23 protein-coding genes and 2 pseudogenes are annotated in these 24,416 nt (G+C 59.7%); 18 read left to right on the top strand and 7 right to left on the bottom strand.

Annotation, left to right across the window (positions count from 1 at the left end; translation table 11 throughout):
- The 6 genes and pseudogenes from EN738_RS00850 to EN738_RS00825 all read left to right on the top strand — a co-directional run.
- Nucleotides 1-448, top strand: a 448-nt coding sequence (locus tag EN738_RS00850; protein ID WP_189605687.1) for an exodeoxyribonuclease III, incomplete at its 5' end; no start/stop codon positions are given.
- 277 nt (nt 449-725) lie between these two features.
- Entirely contained in the window at nt 726-2,639 is a 1,914-nt protein-coding gene (ligD, locus tag EN738_RS00845) for a DNA ligase D (protein WP_127282053.1), read from the top strand.
- A gap of 94 nt (nt 2,640-2,733) precedes the next feature.
- On the top strand, nt 2,734-4,440 hold the full coding sequence (locus EN738_RS00840) for a DNA polymerase/3'-5' exonuclease PolX (protein WP_127282052.1): 1,707 nt from the start codon (nt 2,734-2,736) through the stop codon (nt 4,438-4,440).
- Nucleotides 4,441-4,676: 236 nt separating this feature from the next.
- The gene (locus EN738_RS00835) at nt 4,677-5,531 is read left to right on the top strand and encodes a PRC-barrel domain-containing protein (protein WP_127282041.1); all 855 of its coding nucleotides are present in this window, start codon (nt 4,677-4,679) and stop codon (nt 5,529-5,531) included.
- Nucleotides 5,532-5,753: 222 nt separating this feature from the next.
- The gene (locus tag EN738_RS00830) at nt 5,754-6,059 is read left to right on the top strand and encodes a hypothetical protein (RefSeq protein ID WP_127282040.1); all 306 of its coding nucleotides are present in this window, start codon (nt 5,754-5,756) and stop codon (nt 6,057-6,059) included.
- Nucleotides 6,060-6,502: 443 nt separating this feature from the next.
- Nucleotides 6,503-7,803, top strand: a pseudogene (locus EN738_RS00825) (divalent metal cation transporter).
- A 174-nt stretch (nt 7,804-7,977) separates the two neighbouring features.
- Here the strand turns inward: EN738_RS00825 and EN738_RS00820 are convergent.
- Nucleotides 7,978-8,256 (bottom strand): hypothetical protein, encoded by a 279-nt coding sequence (locus EN738_RS00820; protein WP_127282039.1) that lies wholly within the window; start codon nt 8,254-8,256, stop codon nt 7,978-7,980.
- 49 nt (nt 8,257-8,305) lie between these two features.
- On the opposite strand from EN738_RS00820, the gene EN738_RS00815 reads away from it, so the two are divergent.
- From EN738_RS00815 to EN738_RS00800, 4 genes are all read left to right on the top strand, one after another.
- Nucleotides 8,306-8,812, top strand: a complete 507-nt coding sequence (locus EN738_RS00815) for a ferritin-like domain-containing protein (RefSeq protein ID WP_127282038.1) — start codon at nt 8,306-8,308, stop codon at nt 8,810-8,812.
- Nucleotides 8,813-8,835: 23 nt separating this feature from the next.
- A complete protein-coding gene (locus EN738_RS00810) occupies nt 8,836-10,389 on the top strand; it encodes an FAD-dependent oxidoreductase (protein WP_127282037.1) in 1,554 nt (517 codons plus the stop codon).
- Between the two features lie 83 nt (nt 10,390-10,472).
- On the top strand, nt 10,473-10,994 hold the full coding sequence (locus EN738_RS00805; protein ID WP_348629070.1) for a cupin: 522 nt from the start codon (nt 10,473-10,475) through the stop codon (nt 10,992-10,994).
- A gap of 140 nt (nt 10,995-11,134) precedes the next feature.
- On the top strand, nt 11,135-12,082 hold the full coding sequence (locus tag EN738_RS00800; protein ID WP_127282035.1) for a DUF72 domain-containing protein: 948 nt from the start codon (nt 11,135-11,137) through the stop codon (nt 12,080-12,082).
- 328 nt (nt 12,083-12,410) lie between these two features.
- On the opposite strand, the gene EN738_RS00795 is transcribed toward EN738_RS00800, so the two are convergent.
- Nucleotides 12,411-14,525 (bottom strand): alpha/beta hydrolase, encoded by a 2,115-nt coding sequence (locus tag EN738_RS00795; protein ID WP_127282034.1) that lies wholly within the window; start codon nt 14,523-14,525, stop codon nt 12,411-12,413.
- A gap of 773 nt (nt 14,526-15,298) precedes the next feature.
- Between EN738_RS00795 and EN738_RS36060 the strand changes: the two genes are divergently transcribed.
- The 3 genes from EN738_RS36060 to EN738_RS00785 all read left to right on the top strand — a co-directional run bounded on the left by EN738_RS36060 (nt 15,299) and on the right by EN738_RS00785 (nt 17,531).
- Nucleotides 15,299-16,237: a LuxR C-terminal-related transcriptional regulator gene (locus EN738_RS36060; RefSeq protein WP_245494282.1), complete on the top strand. Its 939-nt coding sequence runs from the start codon at nt 15,299-15,301 to the stop codon at nt 16,235-16,237.
- Nucleotides 16,237-16,716, top strand: a complete 480-nt coding sequence (locus tag EN738_RS36055) for a hypothetical protein (RefSeq protein ID WP_245494281.1) — start codon at nt 16,237-16,239, stop codon at nt 16,714-16,716. Before EN738_RS36060 ends, EN738_RS36055 begins: the two co-directional genes overlap by 1 nt.
- 305 nt (nt 16,717-17,021) lie before the next feature.
- Complete coding sequence (locus tag EN738_RS00785; protein ID WP_127282033.1) at nt 17,022-17,531, top strand: nucleoside kinase; 510 nt, start codon at nt 17,022-17,024, stop codon at nt 17,529-17,531.
- Between the two features lie 146 nt (nt 17,532-17,677).
- Here EN738_RS00785 and EN738_RS00780 read toward each other — a convergent pair.
- Nucleotides 17,678-17,863 (bottom strand): annotated as a pseudogene (locus tag EN738_RS00780) (transposase domain-containing protein); the annotation flags it as partial.
- Nucleotides 17,864-18,017: 154 nt separating this feature from the next.
- Between EN738_RS00780 and EN738_RS00775 the strand changes: the two are divergent.
- The 3 genes from EN738_RS00775 to EN738_RS00765 are packed head-to-tail and all read left to right on the top strand — an operon-like array spanning nt 18,018 to nt 21,017.
- On the top strand, nt 18,018-18,761 hold the full coding sequence (locus EN738_RS00775; RefSeq protein WP_127282032.1) for an FMN-binding protein: 744 nt from the start codon (nt 18,018-18,020) through the stop codon (nt 18,759-18,761).
- A gap of 31 nt (nt 18,762-18,792) precedes the next feature.
- Nucleotides 18,793-19,509 (top strand): FAD:protein FMN transferase, encoded by a 717-nt coding sequence (locus EN738_RS00770; protein ID WP_245494280.1) that lies wholly within the window; start codon nt 18,793-18,795, stop codon nt 19,507-19,509.
- Nucleotides 19,506-21,017 (top strand): RnfABCDGE type electron transport complex subunit D, encoded by a 1,512-nt coding sequence (locus EN738_RS00765; RefSeq protein ID WP_127282030.1) that lies wholly within the window; start codon nt 19,506-19,508, stop codon nt 21,015-21,017. The genes EN738_RS00770 and EN738_RS00765 overlap by 4 nt, the downstream gene beginning before the upstream one ends.
- A gap of 7 nt (nt 21,018-21,024) precedes the next feature.
- On the opposite strand, the gene EN738_RS36050 is transcribed toward EN738_RS00765, so the two are convergent.
- Genes EN738_RS36050 through EN738_RS00750 form a run of 4 tightly spaced genes read right to left on the bottom strand, consistent with a single transcriptional unit; the run spans nt 21,025 to nt 23,354 of the window.
- On the bottom strand, nt 21,025-21,447 hold the full coding sequence (locus EN738_RS36050) for an ATP-binding protein (protein ID WP_245494279.1): 423 nt from the start codon (nt 21,445-21,447) through the stop codon (nt 21,025-21,027).
- Complete coding sequence (locus tag EN738_RS00760) at nt 21,440-22,366, bottom strand: hypothetical protein (protein ID WP_245494277.1); 927 nt, start codon at nt 22,364-22,366, stop codon at nt 21,440-21,442. Before EN738_RS00760 ends, EN738_RS36050 begins: the two co-directional genes overlap by 8 nt.
- The gene (locus tag EN738_RS00755) at nt 22,366-23,031 is read right to left on the bottom strand and encodes a response regulator transcription factor (RefSeq protein WP_127282029.1); all 666 of its coding nucleotides are present in this window, start codon (nt 23,029-23,031) and stop codon (nt 22,366-22,368) included. Before EN738_RS00755 ends, EN738_RS00760 begins: the two co-directional genes overlap by 1 nt.
- Entirely contained in the window at nt 23,028-23,354 is a 327-nt protein-coding gene (locus tag EN738_RS00750; protein WP_245478069.1) for a PepSY domain-containing protein, read from the bottom strand. The genes EN738_RS00755 and EN738_RS00750 overlap by 4 nt, the downstream gene beginning before the upstream one ends.
- 12 nt (nt 23,355-23,366) lie before the next feature.
- Here EN738_RS00750 and EN738_RS00745 point away from each other — a divergent pair, with 12 nt between their 5' ends.
- Complete coding sequence (locus EN738_RS00745) at nt 23,367-23,762, top strand: hypothetical protein (RefSeq protein WP_127282027.1); 396 nt, start codon at nt 23,367-23,369, stop codon at nt 23,760-23,762.
- A gap of 117 nt (nt 23,763-23,879) precedes the next feature.
- Nucleotides 23,880-24,347: a DUF2231 domain-containing protein gene (locus EN738_RS00740; protein ID WP_127282026.1), complete on the top strand. Its 468-nt coding sequence runs from the start codon at nt 23,880-23,882 to the stop codon at nt 24,345-24,347.
- The last annotated feature ends 69 nt before the right edge of the window (nt 24,348-24,416 follow it).

The raw sequence follows: 24,416 nt of genomic DNA, 5'->3' as shown, positions 1-24,416 counted from the left end.
GCCCAATGGCAATCCCGCGCCAGGGCCAAAGTTCGATTACAAGCTCCGTTGGTTCGAGCGTCTCGTCACCTACAGCCAGTCGCTGTTGGGCGAGCGGACGGTGCTTTGTGGTGATTACAACGTCGTGCCCACCGAAATAGACGCCGTTGTTCCGGCGCGCTGGCTGGGCGATGCCGTCTTCTTCCCCGAAAACAGGAAAGCCTATGCCCACATGCTAACCTTGGGTTGGGTGGATGCGATGCGTCGTATCCATCCAGACAAGGGCATATACACCTACTGGAACTTTTCCTATCGCGGTGGCTACGACAGAAGCTCAGGCCTGCGGATGGACCATCTGCTCGTAAGCCCGTCCCTTGCGAAGAGCATTCTGGCTGCGGGTGTCGATGTCGAGACCCGTGGATGGGAAAAGCCGAGCGATCACGCACCCGCCTGGATCGACGTCGGTTAAGACCGATCGCGCGATCGCACTTGCAGAAAGACTGCTTGCGGCCGTCGCCCACGCTTCACGTCGAAACCCCTAAAAGGAGATCTCGCAAATGCCAAAGTTCGTTACGATCCAATATGGCCATGTGGGAAGATGGTGGAGGGAAGCAGCCAGTACGGATCCAGCTGAGAGCCGGCCGAGCCGCTGCAAGCGACTCGGCAATGACGGAGACAAGCTCCACTCGCAGCGAAACTAAAGAAGCAGTCGTGCGTTGGACGCGATTAAACCATTTCGTCGTGGGATGGGGCGGGTGAGTGTGGTCAAGCCAACGTCGCGTAAAGCAATTCAGGGGTCAACCGCTCGTCAAGCGAAGTCGCCTACGCGTGACCCAGCCAATACAGAACTGCCCACTTTTCGGCCTGTCCAGCTCGCAACGCTCGTAGACGTCGTCCCTGCCGGCGACCGCTGGCTCCACGAAATGCAATATGACGGCTATCGCATTCTAGTCGCCGTCGGCAGCGGGCAAGCGCGTGCCTACACGCGATCTGGCCTGGACTGGTCTCACCGTTTTCCTTCCATTCTTTCGGAAGCCAGCAAGCTCAAGGTCGGGTCCGCCCTGATTGATGGCGAGGCCGTCGTTGTCGATGCAAACGGACGATCAAACTTCCAGGCCCTTCAAAACGCATTGAAGGGTGCGCCGTCGACCATCGACTTTTATGCCTTCGACCTCCTTCAACTTGACGGCGAAGATCTCACCAGGCGTCCTCTCCTTGATCGCAAGGAAAAGCTCCAGGCCATTTTGCCCGCGAAGAACCCGGTGCTTCGTTATTCCGATCATATCCTGGGTCGCGGAGAAGAGTTGCTCGAGCGCTTTTGCGCAGCTGGTCTCGAGGGGGTGGTTTCAAAGCTCTCCGATTCTCCTTATGTGGCGGCCCGAGGTGGAAACTGGCTCAAGATCAAGTGCATCAAGCGGCAGGAGTTTGTGATTGTCGGCTGGACGCCGTCCGACAAGGTCCGCGCGTTCCGGTCATTGATCCTTGGAGTGCATGACGGCGGCAAGCTGCGTTATGCGGGGAAAGTCGGCACTGGCTTCGACACAGCTGAGCTTTTCCGCCTCATGAAGATCATGGCACCACTCGAGCAGAAGGCCGCGACCGTCGAGGCGCCGCGAGCCGAAGTTCGCGGAGCACACTGGCTTCGACCCAAGTTGGTGGCGGAGATTGCCTTCACAGAGATGACCAACGAAGGAACGTTGAGACATCCGAGCTACCTTGGTCTGCGCGAAGACAAGAAGGCGGCCGCGGTCGTGCTGGAGACGGAACGTCGCACAGCCAAGCTGACCGCGGCGCCGGCGAACACCATCGCTATCAGCAACCGTGACCGCGTGATCTATCCGGAGTCCAATATCACCAAAGGCCAGCTTGCCGACCACTATGCGGCCGTCGCGGAGATCATGTTGCCTTGGGTCGGCAGTCGGCCGATCAGCCTTGTTCGGTGTCCCCAGGGCCGGGCCAAGAAGTGCTTTTTCCAGAAGCATGATGCCGGGAGCTTTGGCGACAAAGTCCACCATGTCGGCATCATGGAAAAGGACGGTCACGAGGAGCCATACCTTTATGTCGACGACGCCGATGGGCTGATGACCTGCGTCCAGATGGGAACGATCGAGCTGCATGGGTGGGGCGCTCGGATAGAGGATGTCGAAAAGGCAGACCGCCTCGTCTTCGATCTGGACCCGGATGAGGGTCTCGATTTCGAAGCCGTCCGCGCCGCCGCTTTCCAGTTTCGTGATATTTTGAAATCGCTGGGACTTACGACGTTCCCGATGCTGACGGGAGGCAAAGGAGTGCATGTGATCGCGCCGCTCACCCCACAGGCCGAGTGGCCGCAAGTGAAAGACTTTGCGCATCGCCTCGCTCAAGCGGTCGCTCAAAGCGATCCCTCTCACTTCACGGCCGCGTTGTCGAAGGCCCGCCGCAAGGGTCGCATCTTTGTCGACTATTTGCGCAACCAGCGTGGGGCGACCGCAATCATGCCTTATAGCGCGAGGTCCCGACCTGGCGCTCCGGTCGCGGCGCCGATCGCCTGGGCGGAGATGAAGACGATTGATGCGCCCTCGCATTTCCACGTCGGCGATGCTCCTGAATTGAAGAAACGCGCAGTTAGCAAATCTCTGGCGGGATGGGGTCGAGCCGACCAATCATTGCCGGATCTGTAGCCCCACTCCGCGAAAGGCAAGCGAGGCTGGATTGGGGGCTTCGCTGCCTTGCCCCGATTGGAACCTGCGGAGATTGGCCCCGTTTGCCTTGACCATGGCCAAAACCGATCCGCGGACAGTCGCCAGTCTGCTTAGGGAATACGCACATCGCACGTCGCTGCGCGGAGACAATCCCTATCGCACCAAGGCTTACTTGCGCGCGGCCGATAGTCTGGCTGCGTTGTCGCAGCCGCTTGATCGGATCATCGCCGCGGGCGCCCTCACCAGAATCCCGGGAATCGGGGACGCGATCGCGGACATTGTGCGAAAGCTCCATGAAACGGGTACGCATCCACGCCTTGAGACGCTGCGCGAGGAGGTGCCGGCAGGTGTGATGGAGCTTTTTACAATACCTGGCCTGCGGCCTGACAAGATCCTGAAGCTCCATCAGGCGCTCGGTGTGAACTCGTTGGCCGAGCTCGAAGCCGCGGCAAAGGCAGATCGCATCCGGCCTGTCAAAGGCCTTGGTGCTTCACTTCAGACAAAAATCCTGCAAAACCTGGCTATCGTTCGAAGCGGCGAAACACAGCTTCACCTGCACAAGGTCGCCGCACTCCTTGAGCATGCAATCCTATCGGTGAAGCAAGAGCATCCCGAATTATCGCGTGTGGAAATCGCCGGTGATTTCCGGCGCGGTTGCGAACTTGTTGCTGACCTCGCGCTGGTCGCGCTGGGCAAGAAGCGGACCGCAATCGAGCAGTCCACGCTCAGGCTTGTCGTCACGGACAAGAAGCACTTTGGCGCGAGCCTCCTCGAAACTACGGGTTCGGCGGCCCATCTTGCGCAGTTGAAGATGTACGCGGCCGAAAGAGGGTTCGCCCTCAAGGCGGATGGGCTCTACCGCGGGAGAAAGCTGATCGCATCAGCGACAGAGGAGGAAATCTACGGAGCGTTGGACCTGCAGTTCATCGAACCTGAACTGCGCGAAGGCAGGGATGAGATTGAGCGGGCAGCGCGGCGGCAACTCCCTACCCTCGTCCGGGATGAAGATCTGCATGGTATCCTGCATTCTCACACGACCGCATCCGATGGCACCGAAACGCTAGAGGCAATGGCTGAAGCGACGCGCAAGCGCGGGTTCGACTACTTTGGTGTCGCCGACCATTCGCAGTCTGCCCACTACGCGGGCGGCCTCACACTGCAGGAGATTGCCGAGCAGCACCGTGAAGCAGATCGGCTGAACAAGAGGTATGGCGGAAAATTCCGTGTCCTGAAGGGCATTGAGGCAGACATCCTCGCCGACGGCTCATTGGATTATCCGGACCACGTCTTGAAGCAGTTCGATTTCGTTGTCGCGAGCGTGCACAGCGGCTTCAAGTTGCCGAAGAAGGAGCAGACGGACCGTATCATTGAGGCAATCGCGAACCCCCTGACGACAATTATCGGGCACATGACCGGTCGCCAATTGTTGCGTCGTCCCGGCTACGAGCTCGACGTCGACAAGGTCCTCAGAGCGTGCGCGAAATATGGTGTCGCTGTCGAAATCAACGCGCATCCCTGGCGGCTCGATCTCGACTGGCGCTGGCATCAGAAAGCCCTCGACTACGGCTGCATCTTCAGCATCAATCCGGACGCCCATTCAATCCGCGAACTCGACCACGTGCATTGGGGGGTCGAAATGGCCCGCAAGGGAGGTATCCCCAGAGATCGGGTTCTGAACGCCATGGGTTTGACGGCTGTGCTTGCGCATCTTTCAAAGCGCAAGTCCGCCCGCAACGGCGGCAACCGTCACTCGCCTGCGAAGAGCCCTAGAGCCGCGTAACGAGCGGCGGTCTAGCACGATGCGCTGCCTGGAACGCGATCCGCGGCCGGGCTCCTTGCCGGAAACATATCCGCGCCCCTCACGCCCGATGTAGCATCAGGTTCTGCGTGAGGCTTCAGTCTATGCCGGTAGGATCATGGACCCACTCCCGGAACGTAGGGCCTTTGTTTTCGTTGGTAGAAATGACGTTGGCAGATCCGACGGTCAATCAACCAAGGCAACAGGAGGAATTTCACATGGTCCGCAAGATACTGGCTACGGTGGCCACGGCCGCTCTCATGTCGACGGTGCTGTGCACCGCCGGTGCTTACGCCGCAAATACCGCCAAACCCGCTGCCCAGACGGAGGTCGTTGCTCCGGTCACGGATGGCAAGCTCGTCTCCAAGATCATGGGAGCCGCGGTTTACGACAGCACCGCAGATGACGCGACGAAGATCGGCGATGTTAATGACATCGTCCTCGACAAGAACGGGAACGCCAAACTCGTCGTCATTGGCGTCGGCGGTTTCCTCGGCGTGGGCGAAAAAAATGTCGCCTACGATTTCAACAAGCTTGAATGGATCAACAAGAACGGCGATCGCTGGCTGGTCGCAAAGACGACCAAGGATGAGCTTAATGCTCAGCCTAATTTCGATACGACGGCCTACGATCCTGCGGCAGCCTCGACGACCCAGCCGACCAAAAGCACGGCGGACACTCAAGCGACAACTGCCAAAACCGATACGACTGCGACGGCCTCGATCGACAAGTCGAGCTTGACCGAAATGCCGTCAGACAAAATCAGCGCGGCAAATCTGATCGGAACCAACGTCTATGGCGCAGATGATGCGAAGGTCGGCGAGATCGGCGACGTGATCCTGACAGGCGACAAGAAGGTCGACTCGATAATCGTTGATGTAGGCGGCTTCCTGGGCATTGGCGAAAAGAAGGTCGCCGTCGGCATGGAGAACCTCAAGTTCATGACCGACAAGAACGGCAACCGCTATTTGTACACGAACTTCACCAAGGAGCAGCTGGAGGCGCAGACTGCCTACGACAAGGCCACTTACGCCCAAAACCGCGATAAGCAACGGATAGTCATCAGCAAGTAAAGAACTACCCGAAGCGCTCGTCGTCCACGGCGGGCGCTTTGGTCATCCGGTGACAGAAGCGGGCCTTGAGATTAGCCGACGAAGTCCGTCATAGCTCTGAAGATATCAGCGACCCTCGTCCTGTCTGATGTCCCTCGCGTGTCGAAGAGACGCGGTCAGAGGGGCTGGCCTGACCTCGCAGATCAGTCTTCTCCTGGTGTCCGCAGCATAGCGGTGACTAAGATGTATCTCATCCAAATCCTGTTGCCTCTATCAGACAACCAGGGTCAACCGTACCCCCGAAGAGATTTCGACCGCCTGAAAGAAGAACTGGCGGGTCGCTTCGATGGCGTGACGGCCTATCTCCAGGCGCCTGCGGAGGGTCTTTGGAACGACCGCGGAAAAACAGACAGGGACGATATCGTCATCTTCGAGGTGATGACGCCAAGCATGGATGTTTCAGATTGGCGGCGCCGACAGGGCGACCTGGAGCATGTCTTTCGGCAGGAAAATATTGTGGTCCGCTACTGGACGATAACACTCCTTTGAAGCTCAGGCTCGCTGGCCGCTCCGGAACAAGACTGGGGCATTCAGGTTGCTAGGCGAGAGGCCTGGTCGCACCTGGCGCCGACGCACAATGTCATCGTCAAGGCGCATGATCGCCATCATCCAGATCGCACTGCCATTGTATCAATGACGGCCGGCGCCTCCACCACCGCCACGACACGGTCGTCTCCTACGATCATGGGAGCGTAACCGCCACACTACGGTTGTCGTCAAGACCCACTCCATTTGGAACCGCCGTGTCTCCTCATCGTTGAACCGAAGGCTCCATAACTTCCAAAGCGATGGTGGCATGTGACTCACAGCTCGACATTCAAAAACGTGCGGCTTGAGATTTTTGGACCAACTTTCGAACCGGTAGGGATCGGGCCGGTGCTGGCTGCAATAAGTGCCGTGGCTGCCGCTCTTTGCATTGCACGGCCCAAGCAATGACCGATGTCAGCTCGGAAATTGAGCGAGAGCAAAGCAACACGGTTGCCAAAGGGCCATTTCAACGTTTCCTCCGCATTATTGGCCCCGGCTTCATCACCGGCGCCTCCGATGACGACCCCTCAGGGATAGGCACGTACAGCCAGGCCGGAGCCCAACTCGGGTTCAACATCGGCTGGACCATGCTCTTTATTTTTCCTCTTATGGCGGCGATCCAGGAGATTGCGGCTCGGATAGGTCGCACCACGGGCAAAGGCATCTCGGGCAACCTTTCTCGCTATTACCCTGCCCCCCTGCTTTATCTTTTGGTTGTCCTGCTATTTTCCGCCAATGTGATCAACATTGGTGCCGACTTAAGCGCGATGGCTGATGCGCTCAACCTTCTGATCGGAGGGCCTAGCTCGGTCTATGTCCTGGGGTTTGCGCTGGTCAGCGTGGCGGCAATCGTGTTCCTCAAATACAGCCGTTACGTGAAAATCCTTAAATGGACCACGCTTAGCCTGTTCGCCTATGTCGTGGCGATGTTCGCTGCAAACGTTCCGTGGGGCGAAGCGGCAAAGGGGGTGTTGATTCCGCACGTCGAATGGAACGGCACGTTCTTCACGACGCTGCTTGCCATCTTGGGCACAACAATTTCACCCTACCTGTTTTTCTGGCAGGCTTCGCAAGAGGTCGAGGAGGAAAAGCTCGATCCTTCCGCCAAGCCCCTGAAATGGGCACCGTGGCAGGCTCGAAAGGCGTTCGGGCGGATTCGCGCTGACACACTGGTTGGGATGGCCCTGTCCAACCTTATTGCCATCGCCATCATCTTCACCACTGCTGCGACGCTCAACAAGGCAGGGGTAACCGATATCTCCTCTTCCACGGACGCGGCGAAGGCATTGGAACCGGTGGCCGGCAAATTCGCCTTCATCATCTTTGCGGCCGGAATCATCGGTACCGGGTTACTGGCCGTTCCGGTGCTCGCGGCATCGGCCGCCTTCGCAGTCGGCGAGGCCCTACACTGGAAGGTTGGCCTGGCCCGTGAACCGAAGGAGGCAGTGGCCTTCTATGGGACGCTTACCATGGCCGCGGCTCTTGGCACCGGCATCATGTTCACGCCAATCGACCCGATCAAGGCGCTTTATTGGAGCGCCGTAATCAACGGCACCTGCGCGGTGCCGGTGATGGTCGTAATGATGCTTATGGCTGGCCGATGGGAGACTTCCCCATACGAGGGTGGCTCCGTTCCCTGGGGTGGCTCTCGACCGTAGCCATGACGCTATGCGTCGTTGGTTTGGCGGCTCAGTGGCTACTGTGACCGCTTTCGAATTCCGGGAGCGATGGATGAGCAAGCCGATAGAGAAACGGCCTGTCAGCTATGACGCTGAGGTCTGGGCCAGAAAAAAATATGGCCCGACGCTCAAGCAGGCCAAGATAATCATCAGTTCAAGCGGCCTCTCAAGCGTAGTTCTAACGTTTGGCGCTGCCGCATTCATTCGCATTTGGTAATGAGGGGCATTAGATCGCCAGCCCGCCGACGGCCAACACCTGGTGGCGCGCCGAGGTATCTCGCTTCATTCAGTAGCGAATTCCAATAGGTGCCGATCAGCACAATACTTGTCGCCGCTCGCATGGAAGGCACAAGGCCGCGTTTGACCTTGACCCACAAGCCGACGGCATTCGTTCCGGCGACTTCGCCACACCAGAGTCCCGCGGCGAAATTCATACCTGCGCGGCTGGCCTGCTGCTGGCGGCCGGAACTGGCGGTCACGCCACGCGTTCTCCAAAGATCTTTCGGCAATGGAGATTGGGAGCGCGCTATGGGCCTGTTTACGAAGGACATCAAGACGATGGACGATCTGTTCCTGCACGTTTTGCAGGACATCTACTATGCTGAAAAACAGATTCTGAAGGCGCTCCCCGATATGGTTGAAAAGGCCACCAACCGGGATTTGACGGCGGCTTTCAGAGCCCACCTCGCCGAGACGCAAAAGCACGTCCAACGGCTGGAGCAAGCCTTCGAGCTTATCGGTGAAAACCCGAAGGGGACGACCTGCCCGGCGATCGATGGCATCATCAAGGAAGCCAACGGGATCGCAGGCGAGGTTGCCGAGAAGAAAGTGCTCGACGCCGCCCTGATTGCCGCCGCACAGGCCGTCGAGCATTATGAGATTACCCGCTACGGAACTCTGATTGCGTGGGCGGAGCAGAGCGGCAACGAAGCCGTCGCCCGACTTCTCACTGCGACCCTCAACGAGGAAAAGGCGGCCGACAAGAAACTCACCACCATCGCCGAACGGAAAGTCAACGAGAAGGCGTCGACTTGATCGATGCGCTCGGGGACGCTTGCATGAACGCGCGCGCTGAACTCACCCGATCCCTTTGGATGAAGGTCGACGTCTATCCCGATGCGCCGAAATTCTCGGGCAAGAAGAGCTGTGACACAGTCATCATAGGAGCGGGGATCGCCGGACTGTCGATCGCTCACGAACTGGCCAACATCGGCCAGAAGGTCATCGTCATCGATCGCGGAACGATCGCCGGCGGTATGACGTCGCGAACCACGGCGCATCTGGCGCCGATCTGTGACGATGGGCTCAGCGCGTTGATCAACCTGCGGGGTGAAGACGTTGCAAGGCTCTTCCAGCAAAGTCAGGAGGCCGCCGTCGCCCGCATCGAGGAAAACGTCTCGGAGTTACGGATCGACTGCAATTTTCGCAGGTTGGACGCGTTTCTGTTTCCGGCGATGGGTATCGACCCCAAGGACGCCCGCTATCAACGCCAGCAAGAATTCGATGCGGCACGAAAGGTCGGGGCCGCTGTCGAACTGGTAACTGGCTTGCCGCTCAAGGGTTTCGAGGAGGCGCCGGTCCTGTGCTACCCCAACCAGGCGACTTTCCATCCGTTGCGATATCTGCGTGGGCTTGCGGGATCGATCCGCGAAAGCGGCTCCCTCATTTTCGCCGACAGCGCCGCTACCTCCGTCGAGGAACTGCCTGAGGACGGCGTGCGCGTCTCCACGGAGAACGGCGGCGTGATTGAAGCGGGATCGGCCGTCGTCGCCACGAACTCGCCGATCAACGATCGTTTTCAGCTGCACACCAAGATGTCGCCCTACCGGACCTACGCGATTGCTTTCACATTGCCGAAGGGTACGCTCCCCGATGCGTTGTTCTGGGACACGGGCGATCCTTACCACTACGTCCGAATGAATCCCGGTCCCGGCTCGGTTGACTATCTGATCGCAGGCGGAGCCGACCACAAATCCGGCGAATCCGACGACGGCGACATTCGTTTCGAGGCAATCGAGGCCTGGATAAGAGCGCTCGTGCCAAGCTTGGGCAAAGAGGTCACGCGCTGGTCGGGGCAGGTTCTGGACACCATCGACTATTGCGCCTTCATCGGCCTCAATCCCGGCAGCAAGTCGGTCTATGTCGTCACCGGCGATTCCGGCCAAGGAATAACGCATGGCGCGCTGTCCGGCTTGCTGGTGAAGGATATGATTTCGGGCGAGGAGAACCCGTGGGCCGCGGTCTACGACCCGTCGCGCAACACGCCCTCCGGCGTGATCAATTATGTTCGTGAAAACCTGTCCGCGGTCAAAAATCTCGCCGGCTATTTGCTTCCGGGTGACTTGAAGTCACTGGCCGAGCTTGCGCCTGGCCAAGGCGGGGTCCTGCGGGACGGACTGCGCAAGATCGCAGCCTGCCGCGATATGGCTGGAAAGCTCCATCTGAATTCCGCCGTCTGCACGCATTCTGGATGCGAAGTGGCCTGGAATTCCACCGAGCAGTGCTGGGACTGCTGCTGTCATGGCTCCCACTTTGCTCCCGACGGCACCGTGCTCAACGGGCCGGCCGTTGGTCGTCTCAACCCCGTGGACGCACCGGCGGGAGGAACATGATGCCCATACTCGAGCGCGGCAAGATATTCGTCGAGAAGATCACCGGCTGGCAACGACCCTCAAGCGACGAGCTCGGTCGGCTGGTGCGCCAGCGCAAGGCCAATGCATTCCGCTTCGAGGACGACGGCATCATCCCCAATCATCCCCACTGGCCGTTGGTCGTCTATCGCGGCGTCGTGAAACTGCCTGCCGAATTCGATCCGGCCGCAATCTTCGAGGAGCTCTTCGAGCGCAACAACTGGAAGGGGTCCTGGCGAAACGGCATCTACGATTATGCCCATTACCATTCCCGCATACATGAGGTTCTTGGCGTCGCTCGCGGATCGGCAAAGGTGCAGTTCGGAGGCAAGCGCGGCCGCACGCTCACCATCAAGGCGGCAGACGTCGCTATTTTGCCAGCAGGCACTGGTCACCAGTGCCTCGCGGCGAGCGAAGACTTTCTCGTGGTCGGCGCCTACCCGCCCAACGGCACATACGATGAATGTTCTAGGAGCGAGGACCATGCCGACGCCGTCAAAACCATTTTCAAGGTCGCTAAACCACGACAGGATCCCGTCTACGGTGGCAGCGGTCCGCTTTTCGACATCTGGAAAGCATTTCGGTAAGCGCTGAGCGCTTCCGCCCATTTCCTCTGGATCGCCGAGTTGCGCTGCCTCGATGGCGGGCGGACAAAGGACCGCGCCAATGCACTTCGCCTAAGGAGCGATTGGCTCTGATCGCCGTTAAGACGGACAGAGATTATGCAATGGACATCAACGTTCCCAGGAAAGACATAGGCGTTGACGAGCGACGTAAGCGCCGCAGGCTACGCCGCGAAAAGCAGCGCGCAGAGAACGTGGGGCGCGCGGAAAAAATGCACCTCGCACGCCTGGCGGGCAAAGGGCCCGGCCGCCATTCGACCGAGTTGGCGAACTCCGCCTATGTCGGCTGCTCCGGATGGTTCTACTGGAAATGGCGCGGAAAGTTCTATCCGGCTGAGATGCCAACCTCCGAATGGTTCACTCATTATGCGCAGCAGTTCGACACCGTCGAAATAAACGCATCCTTCTATTCCTGGCCGACCGTCGCGAATGTGAAAACCTGGCTTCGTCAGCCCGGAACGCGGGCGTTCGTTTACACCATAAAAGTCTGTGAGCTGATCACGCACGTCAAGAGATTCGGGGATACCGAAACCCTGGTAAAAGATTTTGGACTGATCGGCGATATCCTTGGCAAGCGGATGGGGTGCTTTCTCTTCCAGCTTCCGCCAAGCTATCGCTTCACCGAGGAGAGGCTCCGCGCCATTCTGAGCCAGCTCGACCACACGCGACGCAACGTTGTGGAATTTCGTCATGCCAGCTGGTGGAACGAGACCGTCTATTCCGCCTTCCGCGAGAGCGGCACGATATTCTGTTCCTGCAGCGGTCCACGGCTTCCGGACGTTCTGGTTCGCACAGCCAACGATATTTACCTCCGAATGCACGGTCCGGAGCGCTGGTACAGGCACGACTATTCCGAAGGCGAGTTAGCCGAATGGGCCGAGAGGATCAAGAACAGCGGCGCGCGGAGAGCCTGGGTTTATTTCAACAACGACTATGAAGGCTTTGCGCCCGGCAACGCTTTGACCATGCGCCGGCTGCTCGATCAAACAGGCTTCGATCAAGCTCCGTCCGAAGTGGAATGTTTCCGTGGCGGCTCCGTCATCATAGTATGAGATCCGCGTCCGATGAACCCGCCAACAAAGCGCAGTTCCTGCAAATGCCAGATAAGGCGGTGCGCAAGTCCAATCGTTTCGGGCGCTTTCCTACCTTGGCTCGGTTCCCGCTGTTGCTCTGCGTCCGCTCGGTCGGTTCAGCTTTCGAGCACCAGCGATGCTTTCACCAATTCCACTGCTGCAGCACGCCGCTCCGGGCCAGCTGCGGGGAGAAAGCGGTCGTTCCGCGAATACCAACCAATGGGCAAGCCGGCGCAAACGAGCCTTCTCGCCGGTTTTCTCGGCCGCGGTCGGCGTCGTGATTGTGCAGTTCAAGATAGCCGAATTGTCAGATCTTTTGGGCGACGGATAGAAACGAGAGCGTACCTGGCAAGCCGCTCGCCGTCATCTCTCCACGCTCATCGAACACCAGGCCGGAGCCGACGACCAAGTCGCGCACCGTTCGGGAAACAACGACCTCTCTTGGTCGCGCATGATCGAGCAGTCGTGACGCTACCTCAATGGCTATGCCGGAGAATTCCTTTCCGCGCACCTCGCACTCGCCGACATGGACTGCTGCGCGAACCTCGACGCCTAGCTTCCTCAGGCGCTTGCCGATGGCGAACGCACATTGGATTGACCGGGTGGGCCGCTGGAATACCGCAAGCAGTAGGCCGGGTGAGCGCCCTATCTCCTGACCCGCAGCATGCAGCAATTCCTCGCGGATCAGTTCCGCATTCCGCTCAAGTGGATCGTGACCATATGCGATATCCTTGACCGCGAGCGACAACGCCGACACCAGCAGCCGCTCGCCGGGTGCCCAAGGCAGGGCGCCCGCGACAAAAGTCCTGATCTCGTCGACTAGGCGGTCACTATCCTCGCCCCAAATGACATGATCCTTTCCGGCAAGTTCAACATACTTGGCGCCTTCGATATGCGCGGCAAGATAGCGTCCTTCTTCTGGTCTCACCCAACGATCGCCGGTCCTTTGCACGATAAGAGTCGGAACGTGGATCGCCGGTAGGATAGCGCGCACGTCGATCTCGGTGCCCCAGCGCCAGAGGGCGATGGCATCCGCAGGAGACGCCGAGTTCCGTAGATAGGCTGCAAACCACTCGCGCTCGAGAATATTTTCGGTCAGGCTCGGCGCCGCGTTCCGCATATCTGCGGCCTGGCCCCATTGGCTTTCGACTGCGGCTATGTCGTCGTCGACCTGCTGTACGGTTCTCGCCCAAGGATAATCCTTAGACCATGTGCCTCTGGCATAAGCGCCAGTCAACACCAGCGCGGCGGTTCGCTCAGGATATGTCGCGGCGAAAAGCATGCACATCGGGCCGCCCTCAGAACTGGCGAACAGAACAGTGCGCTCGGAGCCCGTCGCGTCAAGCACGGCTCGGACATCCTCCATCCGCTCCTCCAACGTCGGCAGACCGACATTGCGGTCGGACAAACCGGTGCCGCGCTTGTCAATGCGGATCAGGCGCGAGAAGCTGCCGATCCGCTTGAACACATGCGCGAGCCGCGGCGATCCCCAAGCCAGATCCAAATTGGAGACCCAGCCGGGGACGTAGACGACATCAACGGGTCCGTCGCCAGTCACCTGGTAAGCGATATTGACGCCAGCCGATTTGACATATCGGGTTGGCGGCCTCCCGGACTCGCCCGCGATCGCTATTTCTGACCCGGATTTTCGCGATTGCCCCAGGTTTGGAACTGCCTGCGGCGAACGGGATCCGGCACGCCGCACCCGCAATTCCTCGTACAGTGTTCGCGTTTCCGGTTCTGGCGTCAGCCCCAGGTCGCGCTGCAACGCATCTCGGCAAAGTTCGTACTGCTTAAGCGCGAGGCTTATTCGCCCTCGCGCGGCATAGCTATGCATTAAGGCGCGATGAGCGTCCTCTCGCAGCGGCTCCATCGACAGCAGACGCACCGCCGCGCGGATGCATGAGGCAGAGTCGTCCGATGTTGCGTAATGTTCGACCAGCCTATCCAGCGCTTCAACGGCCTTCATCCGCAGGCGCTCGCGCTCGACCCGCAACCAGTCTTCGAAAGGCTCTTCCCGAACGCTGAGGCCATCCAGCAGGTCGCCCCGGTAGATTTCAATCGCCCGTTCAAGGTCATCCGGCGCGGTACCCCCTGCCAGCACCTCGAACCTTGCGACGTCAAAATCGAATTCGTCGAGGTTAAGTGCGATATTCGCGCCTTCCGTCACGAGCCGGCCGCCGCCTGAAGCTGCTATCGCTTTCCTGATTGCCGAAACTGCTTGCCTCAGACTAATGCGGCCCTGCGCCTCGCCGTTCGCGCCCCAGAGCAGAGCAGCAAGCTTCTCTCGCGACTGCGGATGCCCCGCTTGCAGCGCAAGGTAGGCCACGATTGCCCGCGCCTTGCGGCTGAATACCGTCGGCGTTGCGGCGGGGCCGGCAAAATCAAAACCGCCCAGCAGATGAAGATGAGGCCCGGTCATCGGGCACCCCCTGCCATTGGCTCGCCGCAATCCTTCCCGGAATCGCCTCTATTTTCAATCGCGAACTGTCTTGCACTGTCTTTTTCACGATCTGATCACGCCAGCTACCACGCCCTAATCACGGCGCCCAGGTTAGATGCTCGCACTGGACTTTGACCGCGGGAGAATGCTGTGCGAGACGGAAGCCTCACTGATTGGCCGATCTGGTATGACGAACGCCGGCGCGATGCGGCGAACAGCGCGACGACACGCCACGACATCGAACTTGTTCGATATCTCGAAAAGAAAGAGGCTCATCGGGCGAGATCGGCCCGCAGCCCTGACCTGGTAAGTGCCGGGGCCCGTCTCGCACTAGCTAAGAGGTTACTGGGCATGATCAATTCGTCAGACAATTCGGCGGTCATTTGCTTGAGGATGATTCTAAGCGTCTGTTCCCGCCAGACCAGGTCTTGGTCCGGTTGAGCATGTAACCTAGACCGGTCCAATCACGGCGCCAGGGCGGAGAAGTGGAGATGTTGAGCCTCGGTACCTTCAACCTTTCTGTCTCGCCGATTTTCAAAAGCCCAAAACGGAACTGGCCTGCTGCCATTGTGCTCGCTGTTCCCTGGGGAACGAGCGTCGCTCCTCCTTCGGCATCGCTAGGGCCGCTGGCCGCTAGACGGAACCACACAAATGCGGTGTTTTCGACCCCACATTTGTAGTACTTTTTGCCCTCGCTAGATCTGGCTTGCGGTTCGAGGTTGAAGTCAATGCTTAGAGTCGTAGACAATCCCTTGACCGTTCTGACGAACCGGGAGCGGATGATAGCGGCAAAGTTCGCTGAGGGGATGACATATCGTGAAATCGGCGAGATGTTCTTCATAGCGCCGGCCACGGTTCGGACCCATCTGTCGCCGATCTATCGGAAACTCGACGTTCGCAGCAAAGTGGCCCTCGCTGCGTTGCTTGCGGATCGCCGCCTCCAAGAACTCGACCAGTCACCATTCGAACGCCCTTCGACAGACCGGTGGGGGCCGCCTGTCGTCGCAGTTCTCCCGTTTGACAACCTCGGTGGAGAAGAACGCTGGACGCGTATCGCGGAAGGGTTGTCGGCGGACATCATCGTTGATCTCGCCCGTTACCCCGACTTGGGCGTGATAGCCCGCCAGACAATGCTCTCATACAAGGAGCGGCGCGATGATGTTCGATCCATCGGACGAGAGTTGAGTGCCGACTATGTGATGGAAGGAACCGTGCAAGCGGAGGGCCAGCGGGTACGCATCTGGGTGCAACTCGTCGACTCCCGCACAGGGGTTGATGTTTGGACAGCGCGTTATGATCGGTCCGCAGAAAACCTGTTTGCGATGCTGGACAGCGTGACCGAAAACGTCATCAATGTCGTTGCTACTTGCCACGGTCAACTCGCCAACCTGCGACGCGATGCAGTGCGTCGGAGGCCACCAACAAGTTTGCAAGCCTATGATTGCTACCTGCTTGGCCTTGAGCAGAAGCACCTTTTCACCCGAGATTCGAACAAGGAAGGGATACGGCTACTGACGCGTGCAATCGACTTGATCCGGGCCTTGCAAGAGCCTGGACCGCGCTGGCTCTTGCGCATGCTGTGGATGCTTGCAACGGGTTTTCCGATGATGTTTCTGTCTCTATTGAGAGCTGGAGCGCATGTGTCAAGCAAGCGCTGGCCCTCGATCCGGCCGATATTTACGCACGAATAATGCTCGCTGATCTTCGGGCTTTGCAGGGCGATATCGACGCTGCTGTCGAAGAACATGACCGCGTCTTGGCGTCGTCCCCAAACAACGCTGACATACTTGCCTTGCTTGCAGGAAGCTTGGCTCTTGTTGGGAGCGACGCCAAGCATGGCTACGAATTGGCCAAGCTAGCGATCCGGCTAAATCCTAATGTTCCGTGGTACTTTGGAATGTTGGGGCGCTGCTGCTTTGTCCTTGGCCTGTACCGGGAATCGTTGGTTGGCCTGCGTCGGTCCCCGTCCGACTCGCCCGCCACGCTTCTGTTCATTGCAATGGCTCATGCGATGCTTGGTGAAACCCTGCGGGCCACCAAGATGGCTGCGCGACTGAAGGACGAGTTCCCGAGCTTCACTCCCGAACTGTTCATCAACACGTACCCGGTCACCAATCCAGTGGCCATTGCCGCAATCAGAGAGGGCTCCCGGCGTGCGGGTCTATCGTAACTTCTTTCCGTTTCTGAGGCCGGCAGCTTTCCTGAGCCAGCAGCCCTAGCACAAGCGGCGAATGACCGCTCATGGATGCAAAGCTGCCGTTGCGACCGAGTTAGCTTTTGAATGGTCGTCAATCGGGGCGGCGCTGGGCGCGAGCTAACGATCAGAAGTGCCCCTCACTTCCACCGTAACCGATGTTCCGCTCCTACGTTACGCTCGCCATTGATCCGCAGACCGATTGCTGCCCTGATTAGCTGAAGCGGTCGGTTGAGCGAGAGCTTCTTCTCGCCGGATTGAACGACATGATAAGCGGGCCTATGGGAATCAAGAATTATCTGATCGAAGGCGGTTCCGGCACTGGAAAAACGTCTGTCGCTACCGAACTGGAGCGGCGGGGTTATCATGTCGTCCACGGTGACCGGGTCCTGGCCTATGTCGGCGACCCTGAAACAGGCAAGGCATTGCCAGGACCACCCGAAGGCGAGGATCGCATCGTTTGGGCATATGCGCACTGGATTTGGCCCGTCGACAAGGTCCGGGCCATTGCTGCCGACACGACCCATCCTGCCACCTTCTTCTGCGGCGGATCGCGCAATTTCCATAAATTCCTGGACTTATTCGACAAGGTCTTTGTGCTCGACGTAGACGTTGAGACTTTGAACCGACGATTAGATGGGCGACCGAATGAGCCAGGTTTCGATCCGGCCGAGCGGCGGCTGGTACTGCGCAACCATCATACCCGGGAATTTCTTCCCGTCGGCATCGATATCGACACGGCGGGTACGGTCCCAAGCGTCGTCGACAATATCCTCGCTCAACTCGCCTGAAGCCCTGAACGCATCGCGAATAGGATGGGGAAGCATTCGAAAATATTACGGGAAGACGCTAGTCGCCTGAACGGCTCACCAGCGGCGCTGAGACTTTGTACCCGACCGCAGCCTGCGTATCGGCAAGCCCGACCTAAGCGGTGTTCTCAGGCCACGGCCTTAAGCCCGGGAGCGGCGATGTAGGCCCAGGGCAGAAGCTCGTCGATCTGGCTGTTTGGGTGGCCGTTGACGATCCTGGCGAGCACGTCGGCGAGGTAGCCGAGCGGCTCGAAGTTCAGCTTGCAGGTCTCGATCAGCGAAGCGGCGACGGCCCAGTGCTCGGCGCCGCCGTCGGGACAAGTCAATTTGCCGTTCCCTTGAGCTTTCACGGCGCCTCGCAGCCCGACCTCGGCTGACAGCCAGTTGTCAGCTTGGTTGTGGGATATTGCATCCGAAGCGTACCAGATGGGTCGCCTCTGCAAGGCTCAATGTGGAAGCACAATTCCGATGAAACAGATTGCCCTGTCACTTTTGGTGATCGCCGCCTCCGGCTCCTATGTCTTGGATCAGGCCGACAAGCGGCCAGCTGACGATGTGCTTGGTTCGGCGCTGCCGGCAGACGCAACAGAGGCGGCCGCCGCAACGGCGCCGGTGTTCCGGACGTTGCCGGTGCCCTCACCCCAGTTCAGAACAAGGTTCCCGATTGCAAGGGAAACGACGGCGGGAATAGCAGTAGCCGCCAAGCGGTCACATGATCCAATCAAGCAGACAGCGGTTACAGTAGCGCCACAACCCTCGCCGGCGCCACCGGAGCAGCCAGTAGCGCCGGCTGTGACCGATCCTGCGTCATCATCCCCTTCATTCGCGGTGACTCCGGCCGTCTACATACCAGTCCCGCAGCCAAGGCCGGCATATCCGGACGCGCCTGCACGCTTTGCCCCGGTGGGTATGGAGGTCGCCTCACGCGGCTATGCCGACGGCGTCTACACTGGCCCGCCCGCCGATGCCTATTACGGCATCATCCAGATTCAAGCCCTGGTACAGGGTGGGCAGCTTACGGCGCTGAAGGTGCTGAAATACCCATCCGACCGCCGCACCTCCATCAACATCAACAGGCAAGCGCTGCCTATGCTACGCGACGAAGCGATCAGCGCCCAAAGCGCGCATGTCGACATTATTTCAGGCGCGACGCTGACCAGCAGGGCCTTCATCCAGTCGCTGCGGGGCGCGCTGATGAAGGCGTCGTCCTAGGTCCATGCGTGAAACGTGTGTTTTGATGGGAATGCCCATTACGGTCGACATCGGCGGCGCGTCGAGCGGTGAGCTGATCGAGACGGTCTTCGGCTATTTCGAGCATATCGACCGGCGCTTCAGCACATATCGGGCCGATAGCGAAATCACGGCCATCAACCGCGGCGACGTGCCCGTCGTAGAGTGGAGCGGCGAGATGACCGAAGTGTTTGCTCTCGCGCAGCAGACGAAAGACGAGACCGACGGATACTTCGATATTCGCAAGCCCGACGGGTCGCTCGATCCATCTGGCATTGTCAAGGGCTGGGCAATCCGCAACGCGGCAGCCATCGTTCAGAGAGCCGGCATCAGAGATTTCTTCATCGAGGCGGGAGGCGACGTCCAGTCCAGCGGCAAGAATGCCTCGGGCCATGACTGGAGCGTCGGCATCCGCAACCCCTTCAACGCCCAAGAGATCGTAAAAATCGTCTATCCCCGTGGTCGCGGACTGGCGACCTCCGGAACCTATGTCCGGGGACAACACATCTATAACCCGCATGCAATTGACAGTCCGATCCAGGACATCGTCAGCCTCACCGTCATCGGCGCCGATGTGCTCGAAGCCGATCGTTTCGCCACTGCTGCCTTCGCCATGGACCGGGACGGCATTCTCTTCATCGAGCGGACGCCTGGCCTGGAGGGCTATGTCATAGACACCAATGGCCGCGCCACACCGACAACGGGGTTCGTAGCCCTTTGCCTGCCATGATCAAAACCATCGACCGATTTCTTGATCATCTGACCATGTACCGGCTGGTCCTCTACTATCTGATGGCGCTCGTCAGCGCGGCGCTCGTGCTCGGCTTCGCCAAGCTCGTGCCAAATGATCCGATTGCGCTCGCCTTCACGACGGCTTTGACGCTGGCCGCCTGCTGGCTCACCAACAAGGTTTTTGCGCACGTCTTTGCGGTCCCGGCCAACAACGAGTCCGTTTACATCACCGCGCTCATCCTTGCGCTCATTCTCGATCCGGTAGCCGCCACGGACATCAAGGGAATCGCGGCGGTGGTGTTCGCGTCCGTCTGGGCGATTTCATCCAAATTCATTCTCGCCATCGGGCGGAAGCATCTTCTCAATCCGGCTGCATTGGGCGTGGCGCTGTCCGCGCTGCTGCTCGACCAACCAGCCACTTGGTGGGTTGGCGGCAACCTGGCGTTGCTTCCGCTCGTGCTCCTCGGCGGCATGCTCATTGTCCGGAAACTGCGCCGGCTCGATCTTGTCTCGACTTTCATTGTCGTGGCGCTGGCGACGGTGTTGGCAACGACCGAGCCGTCGCAATACGGTAGCGCACTCAGCCAGACGCTGGGTTCATCACCGCTGCTGTTCTTCGCCTTCGTCATGCTGACAGAGCCACTGACCGCGCCGACGATGCGGCGGCCGCGTATCGCCTTTGCCGCCATCGTCGGCTTTCTGTTTGCTCCCAACATCCATATCGGCCCGCTCTATTTCACACCCGAACTGGCGCTGCTCGCCGGCAACCTGTTTGCCTATGCGGCAGGCCCCAAGGGCCGCTTCGTGCTGACGCTCGAACGCATAGAGCAATCGGCCGTCGATAGCTTTGACTTCGTCTTCCGGTCGCCGCGCAAGCTCGCCTTTGAGGCTGGCCAATATCTTGAATGGACGCTTGGCCTCGATCGTGCCGACAATCGCGGCAACCGCCGTTATTTCACGGTGGCCTCGGCGCCGACGGAGGAAACGGTCCGGCTCGGCGTAAAATTCTATCCGCAATCAAGCGCCTTCAAGCGCGGACTGATGACCATGAAGCCAGGCAGCACGATCCACGCCGCGCAACTGGCCGGCAACTTCACGCTGCCCGCCCGACGTGAGACCAAGATCGCTTTCCTGGCCGGGGGCATCGGCATCACGCCTTTCCGCTCGATGTTGCAATATCTCCTCGACCGCAAGGAGCGGCGACCGATCGTCATGCTCTACGGAACCGAGGGACAGCAGGACATCGCATATCGCGACGTGCTTGGCGCGGCCAGGCAGGAACTTGGTATAATGACGGTCCACGCTGTGGCGCGCGGTGGCGAGCGCGGGCAGTATCCCGGCTACATCGACGAGCGCCTGATACGTCTGGCAATACCCGACTACCTCGAGCGCACTTTCTACATTTCCGGCCCGCAAGCGATGGTCAAGGCGCTGCGTCAGAAACTGCTGGCGATGGGCGTTCGCCGCTCGAAGATAAAGGTCGACTATTTCCCGGGCTTTGCCTGAAGCATGCTCAACCGTGTCGCGGCAAGGAAATGGTCACAGCCAGACCCGGATCGGCGTTAGCCATGGCAAGGCGTCCGCCGTAGGCTTCGACGATGTCGGAAACGATGGCCAAGCCAAGGCCGTTGCTGCCGCCCCTGCTGTCGAGCTGGACGCCACGCGACAAGGCGGACTCCCGATCGGTATCCGCAATACCCTGGCCATCATCCGCGACGGTGACAATCACCTCTCCAGCTGCCTCCGATGCATCGACACGGACTGAGGACTTTGCATAGCGTGCCGCGTTCTCGACCAGATTACCGAGGATTTCCGACAGGTCGCCTTCGTCGATTGGCGCCGTTAGATCTTCCGCAACGTCCATCTTGAATGAAAGCTGCTTGCCGCTTGGTGTCCGTTTGACGACTGCAACGACGCCAGCCACGACGTCAGACACAAGGCAGGATGCCTTGCCGGAGACGCCGGGCGCGAGGCGCGCGCGCGAGCTCCCGCTCGACATGGCGCCGGATCGCTCCTGCGCTCTTCTCGATCTCGTCAGCCAGATCCGCCTCGCCTTTCTTGCGCAACGCTCGGATGTCGGCCGACAGGACTTGCAGTGGCGTCTTGAGGCCGTGCGCCAAATCCGTGGCACGCGAGCGCGCTCGCGAAAGCGCCTTTTCCTGGGCATCGAGAAGACGATTGATTTCGTCCGCGAGCGGCTGCACCTCGCTTGGTGCCACCACATCGAGCCGTGCCATTCGCTGCGCGATCACGTTTCTGACGGCGACCCGCAAGGTCTCCAGCGGAGCAAGGCCGATGGTAATCTGGATGAAAAACGCGGCCATTAGGACTGCAGCGAGCATCAAGAGAGCCGGAGCGAGATCGCGAACATATTCGCTTACAGACAACTCAACGGTTCGATGATCTTCCGCCACGATTGCACGAAAGGAGTGGCCTCCAGCATCGATGATCGTACGCTCGACCGCAATACTGAGTTCTCCGCCCGGGCCCGTGAACTCCTCGACGGTTCGCAGCCCACCACTTGCGCTCCGGGCAGGGAGGAGCAGCTTGGCGTCCCATAATGATCGCGAACGCTCAAAGCTGCCGGTGGCGATGTCCTCCACCTGCCAGTAGTAGCCGGAGAGTGGATTGGCAAACCGCGGGTCGGTCAGCACCGGGGTCACAACAAGGCGACCATCGCTGGCGAAAGTTGTTGCGCCGATGAGTTCGTTGAGGTCGACCGTTAGTTCGCCCACCACGCGCCGCTCGACGTGAAGTTCGAACAGATAGCGCAAGCCGGCGCCGGCGATCGCGAGTGCGACAAGAATCGAGATGGTTGCCGCCAACCACAGCCGGAAGCGGATCGAGTTTCCCATCAGGCGGGATCATCGGGCATCAGATACCCGAACCCGCGTCGTGTTTCGATGACATCGCTGCCGAGCTTCCGTCGCAACCGCGCTACAATGACCTCGATCGTGTTCGGATCGCGGTCGTTACCTGAATCGTACAGATGTTCGGCAAGTTCGGTCGGCGCCACCACCCTCCCGGCGTGATGCATCAGAAACGCCAGGAGCCGGTATTCCAGCGGCGAAAGGGAAACGGGTATCCCACGGAGAGTGATGCGCATCTGGCGGGTGTCAAGAAGCAACGGCCCGGACTTCAACACGGGTGCCGCCTGCCCAGCCGAGCGACGCAGGATTGCCCGCAACCGGGCAAGCAGTTCTTCCATTTCAAAGGGCTTCGGAAGATAGTCGTCAGCGCCGGAATTAATGCCCTCGACACGCTCCGTCCACATCCCCCTTGCAGTCAGAATGAGAACCGGAAACCGGCGCCCGTTGGCCCGCCAGCGCTTCAGGACAGTAAGACCATCGAGCTTGGGGAGACCGATATCCAGAACGGCAGCGTCATAGTTCTCCACATCGCCAGCGAACCAGGCAGTTTCGCCGTCGTGCACCACATCGACAGCCATTCCGGATGCCCTGAGAGCAGTCGCGACATCGGCAGCTATGCGGGCCTCGTCCTCAGCCAGGAGGATCTTCATCTGTCTCCCTCCCCGTCGCGCAGGATGACACCGGCACCGGCGTCCACATCGACGATCGTTCGCCGGCCATCGGCGCCGACGACCTGGAACCGGTAGACCCATTTGTTGGCTCTACGCACGAGCTTGACCGCGACGACGTCGCCCGGGGCCTGCGTGCGTACGATGTCGAGAATATCGGCAAGGCCCTTTATTTCGCCCTGCTCATAAAGGTCGCGCGCCCGGTCGTGGTCGCCATCGTCGTCCTCGTCGGCGTGCGTGCCGACCGGCTGGACCAGGACAAACGCGGTCAGGCCCAAGATAGCGAGGCGCTTCAAGCTGGCCATCATGAACTCGGCTTGTCGCACGTCGAAGCTTTCAATCCGCTGTCAACCATCCTCAGCTGCCTGCAAGCAAGAGTTCTCTATCAAGGCATGATGGCCGCCAATCATGGCAGCGCCGAGAAGGACGTCGAAACCATGCGCAATTCCTTGTTTTTGCTCCTAGCACTTGGGACCCTGACCATCTTTGCCGCGCCGGCGGCTGCTGGATCGGACGAAGGCTCATGCAGCGCATCGTCTTCCGCCGCGCAGCCCGGACCGATTAATCTCGACGCTATCCCCATGCAGGATGCTACCGGCCCCAAGGCCATCAGGGGCGTGGGCGATGACGACGAATGCGGCGACGGTCTCACCTCGGACAAGGCCGCTTTGAACAGCCCCGATGACGACGACGGCTTGGGAGAAGACGACTGAAATCACCGACCTAATCTTGCCTGGGCATCATTGACGCCAGGCCCCGCAGCTCGTCTCCAACGCCGAGTCCCCTTCGCTTCGCCAATTTCCAAGCCCGTCTCCGGAGAGTTTTTTCTGATGATCGCAATCCAGCATATCCATCCCATCCTCGTGCATTTTCCAATTGTGCTCATCTACACGCTCGTGGTCCTCGACCTCGTGGCACTTGCGAGCAGCAATGCCGTGACGAGACGCTCGGGCGTGGGCACGATTTCCACTTTCGTTGCGCTCGCAGCAGGAGTCTTCGCCACAGGAACCTGGTTCTACGGCGGACTGGCGCTTGACCATGCCGAAGCTGCCGGCTTCAGCAGCGCCATAGCGGAGACGCACGAAAGCCTTGGCGGAATCACGGCATTTGCCCTTCTGACCTGGGGGGTCGTCAGATTCGCATTGTGGGTCCGCAATCGCGAGTTGGGATCACTGGCGATCGCCGTTCCGGTAATCGAAGTTGCAGGCGCGGCACTTGTAACCGTCACCGCCTACTACGGCGGCCTGCTTGTCTATGATCTGGGTGTGAATGTGGCCAGAGCCGCCACCGGCGGCTGAGGCCTGTCTCCAAGCCTGGCGACAATTGTCGATAGGCGAAGTGCCTGCATTCCCCACCATGCTTCCGAC

Source organism: Mesorhizobium sp. M4B.F.Ca.ET.017.02.2.1 (genome assembly GCF_003998955.1).
In the GTDB taxonomy this organism is placed as follows: domain Bacteria; phylum Pseudomonadota; class Alphaproteobacteria; order Rhizobiales; family Rhizobiaceae; genus Mesorhizobium; species Mesorhizobium abyssinicae.
This window is presented reverse-complemented; position numbering and strand designations above follow the sequence as displayed.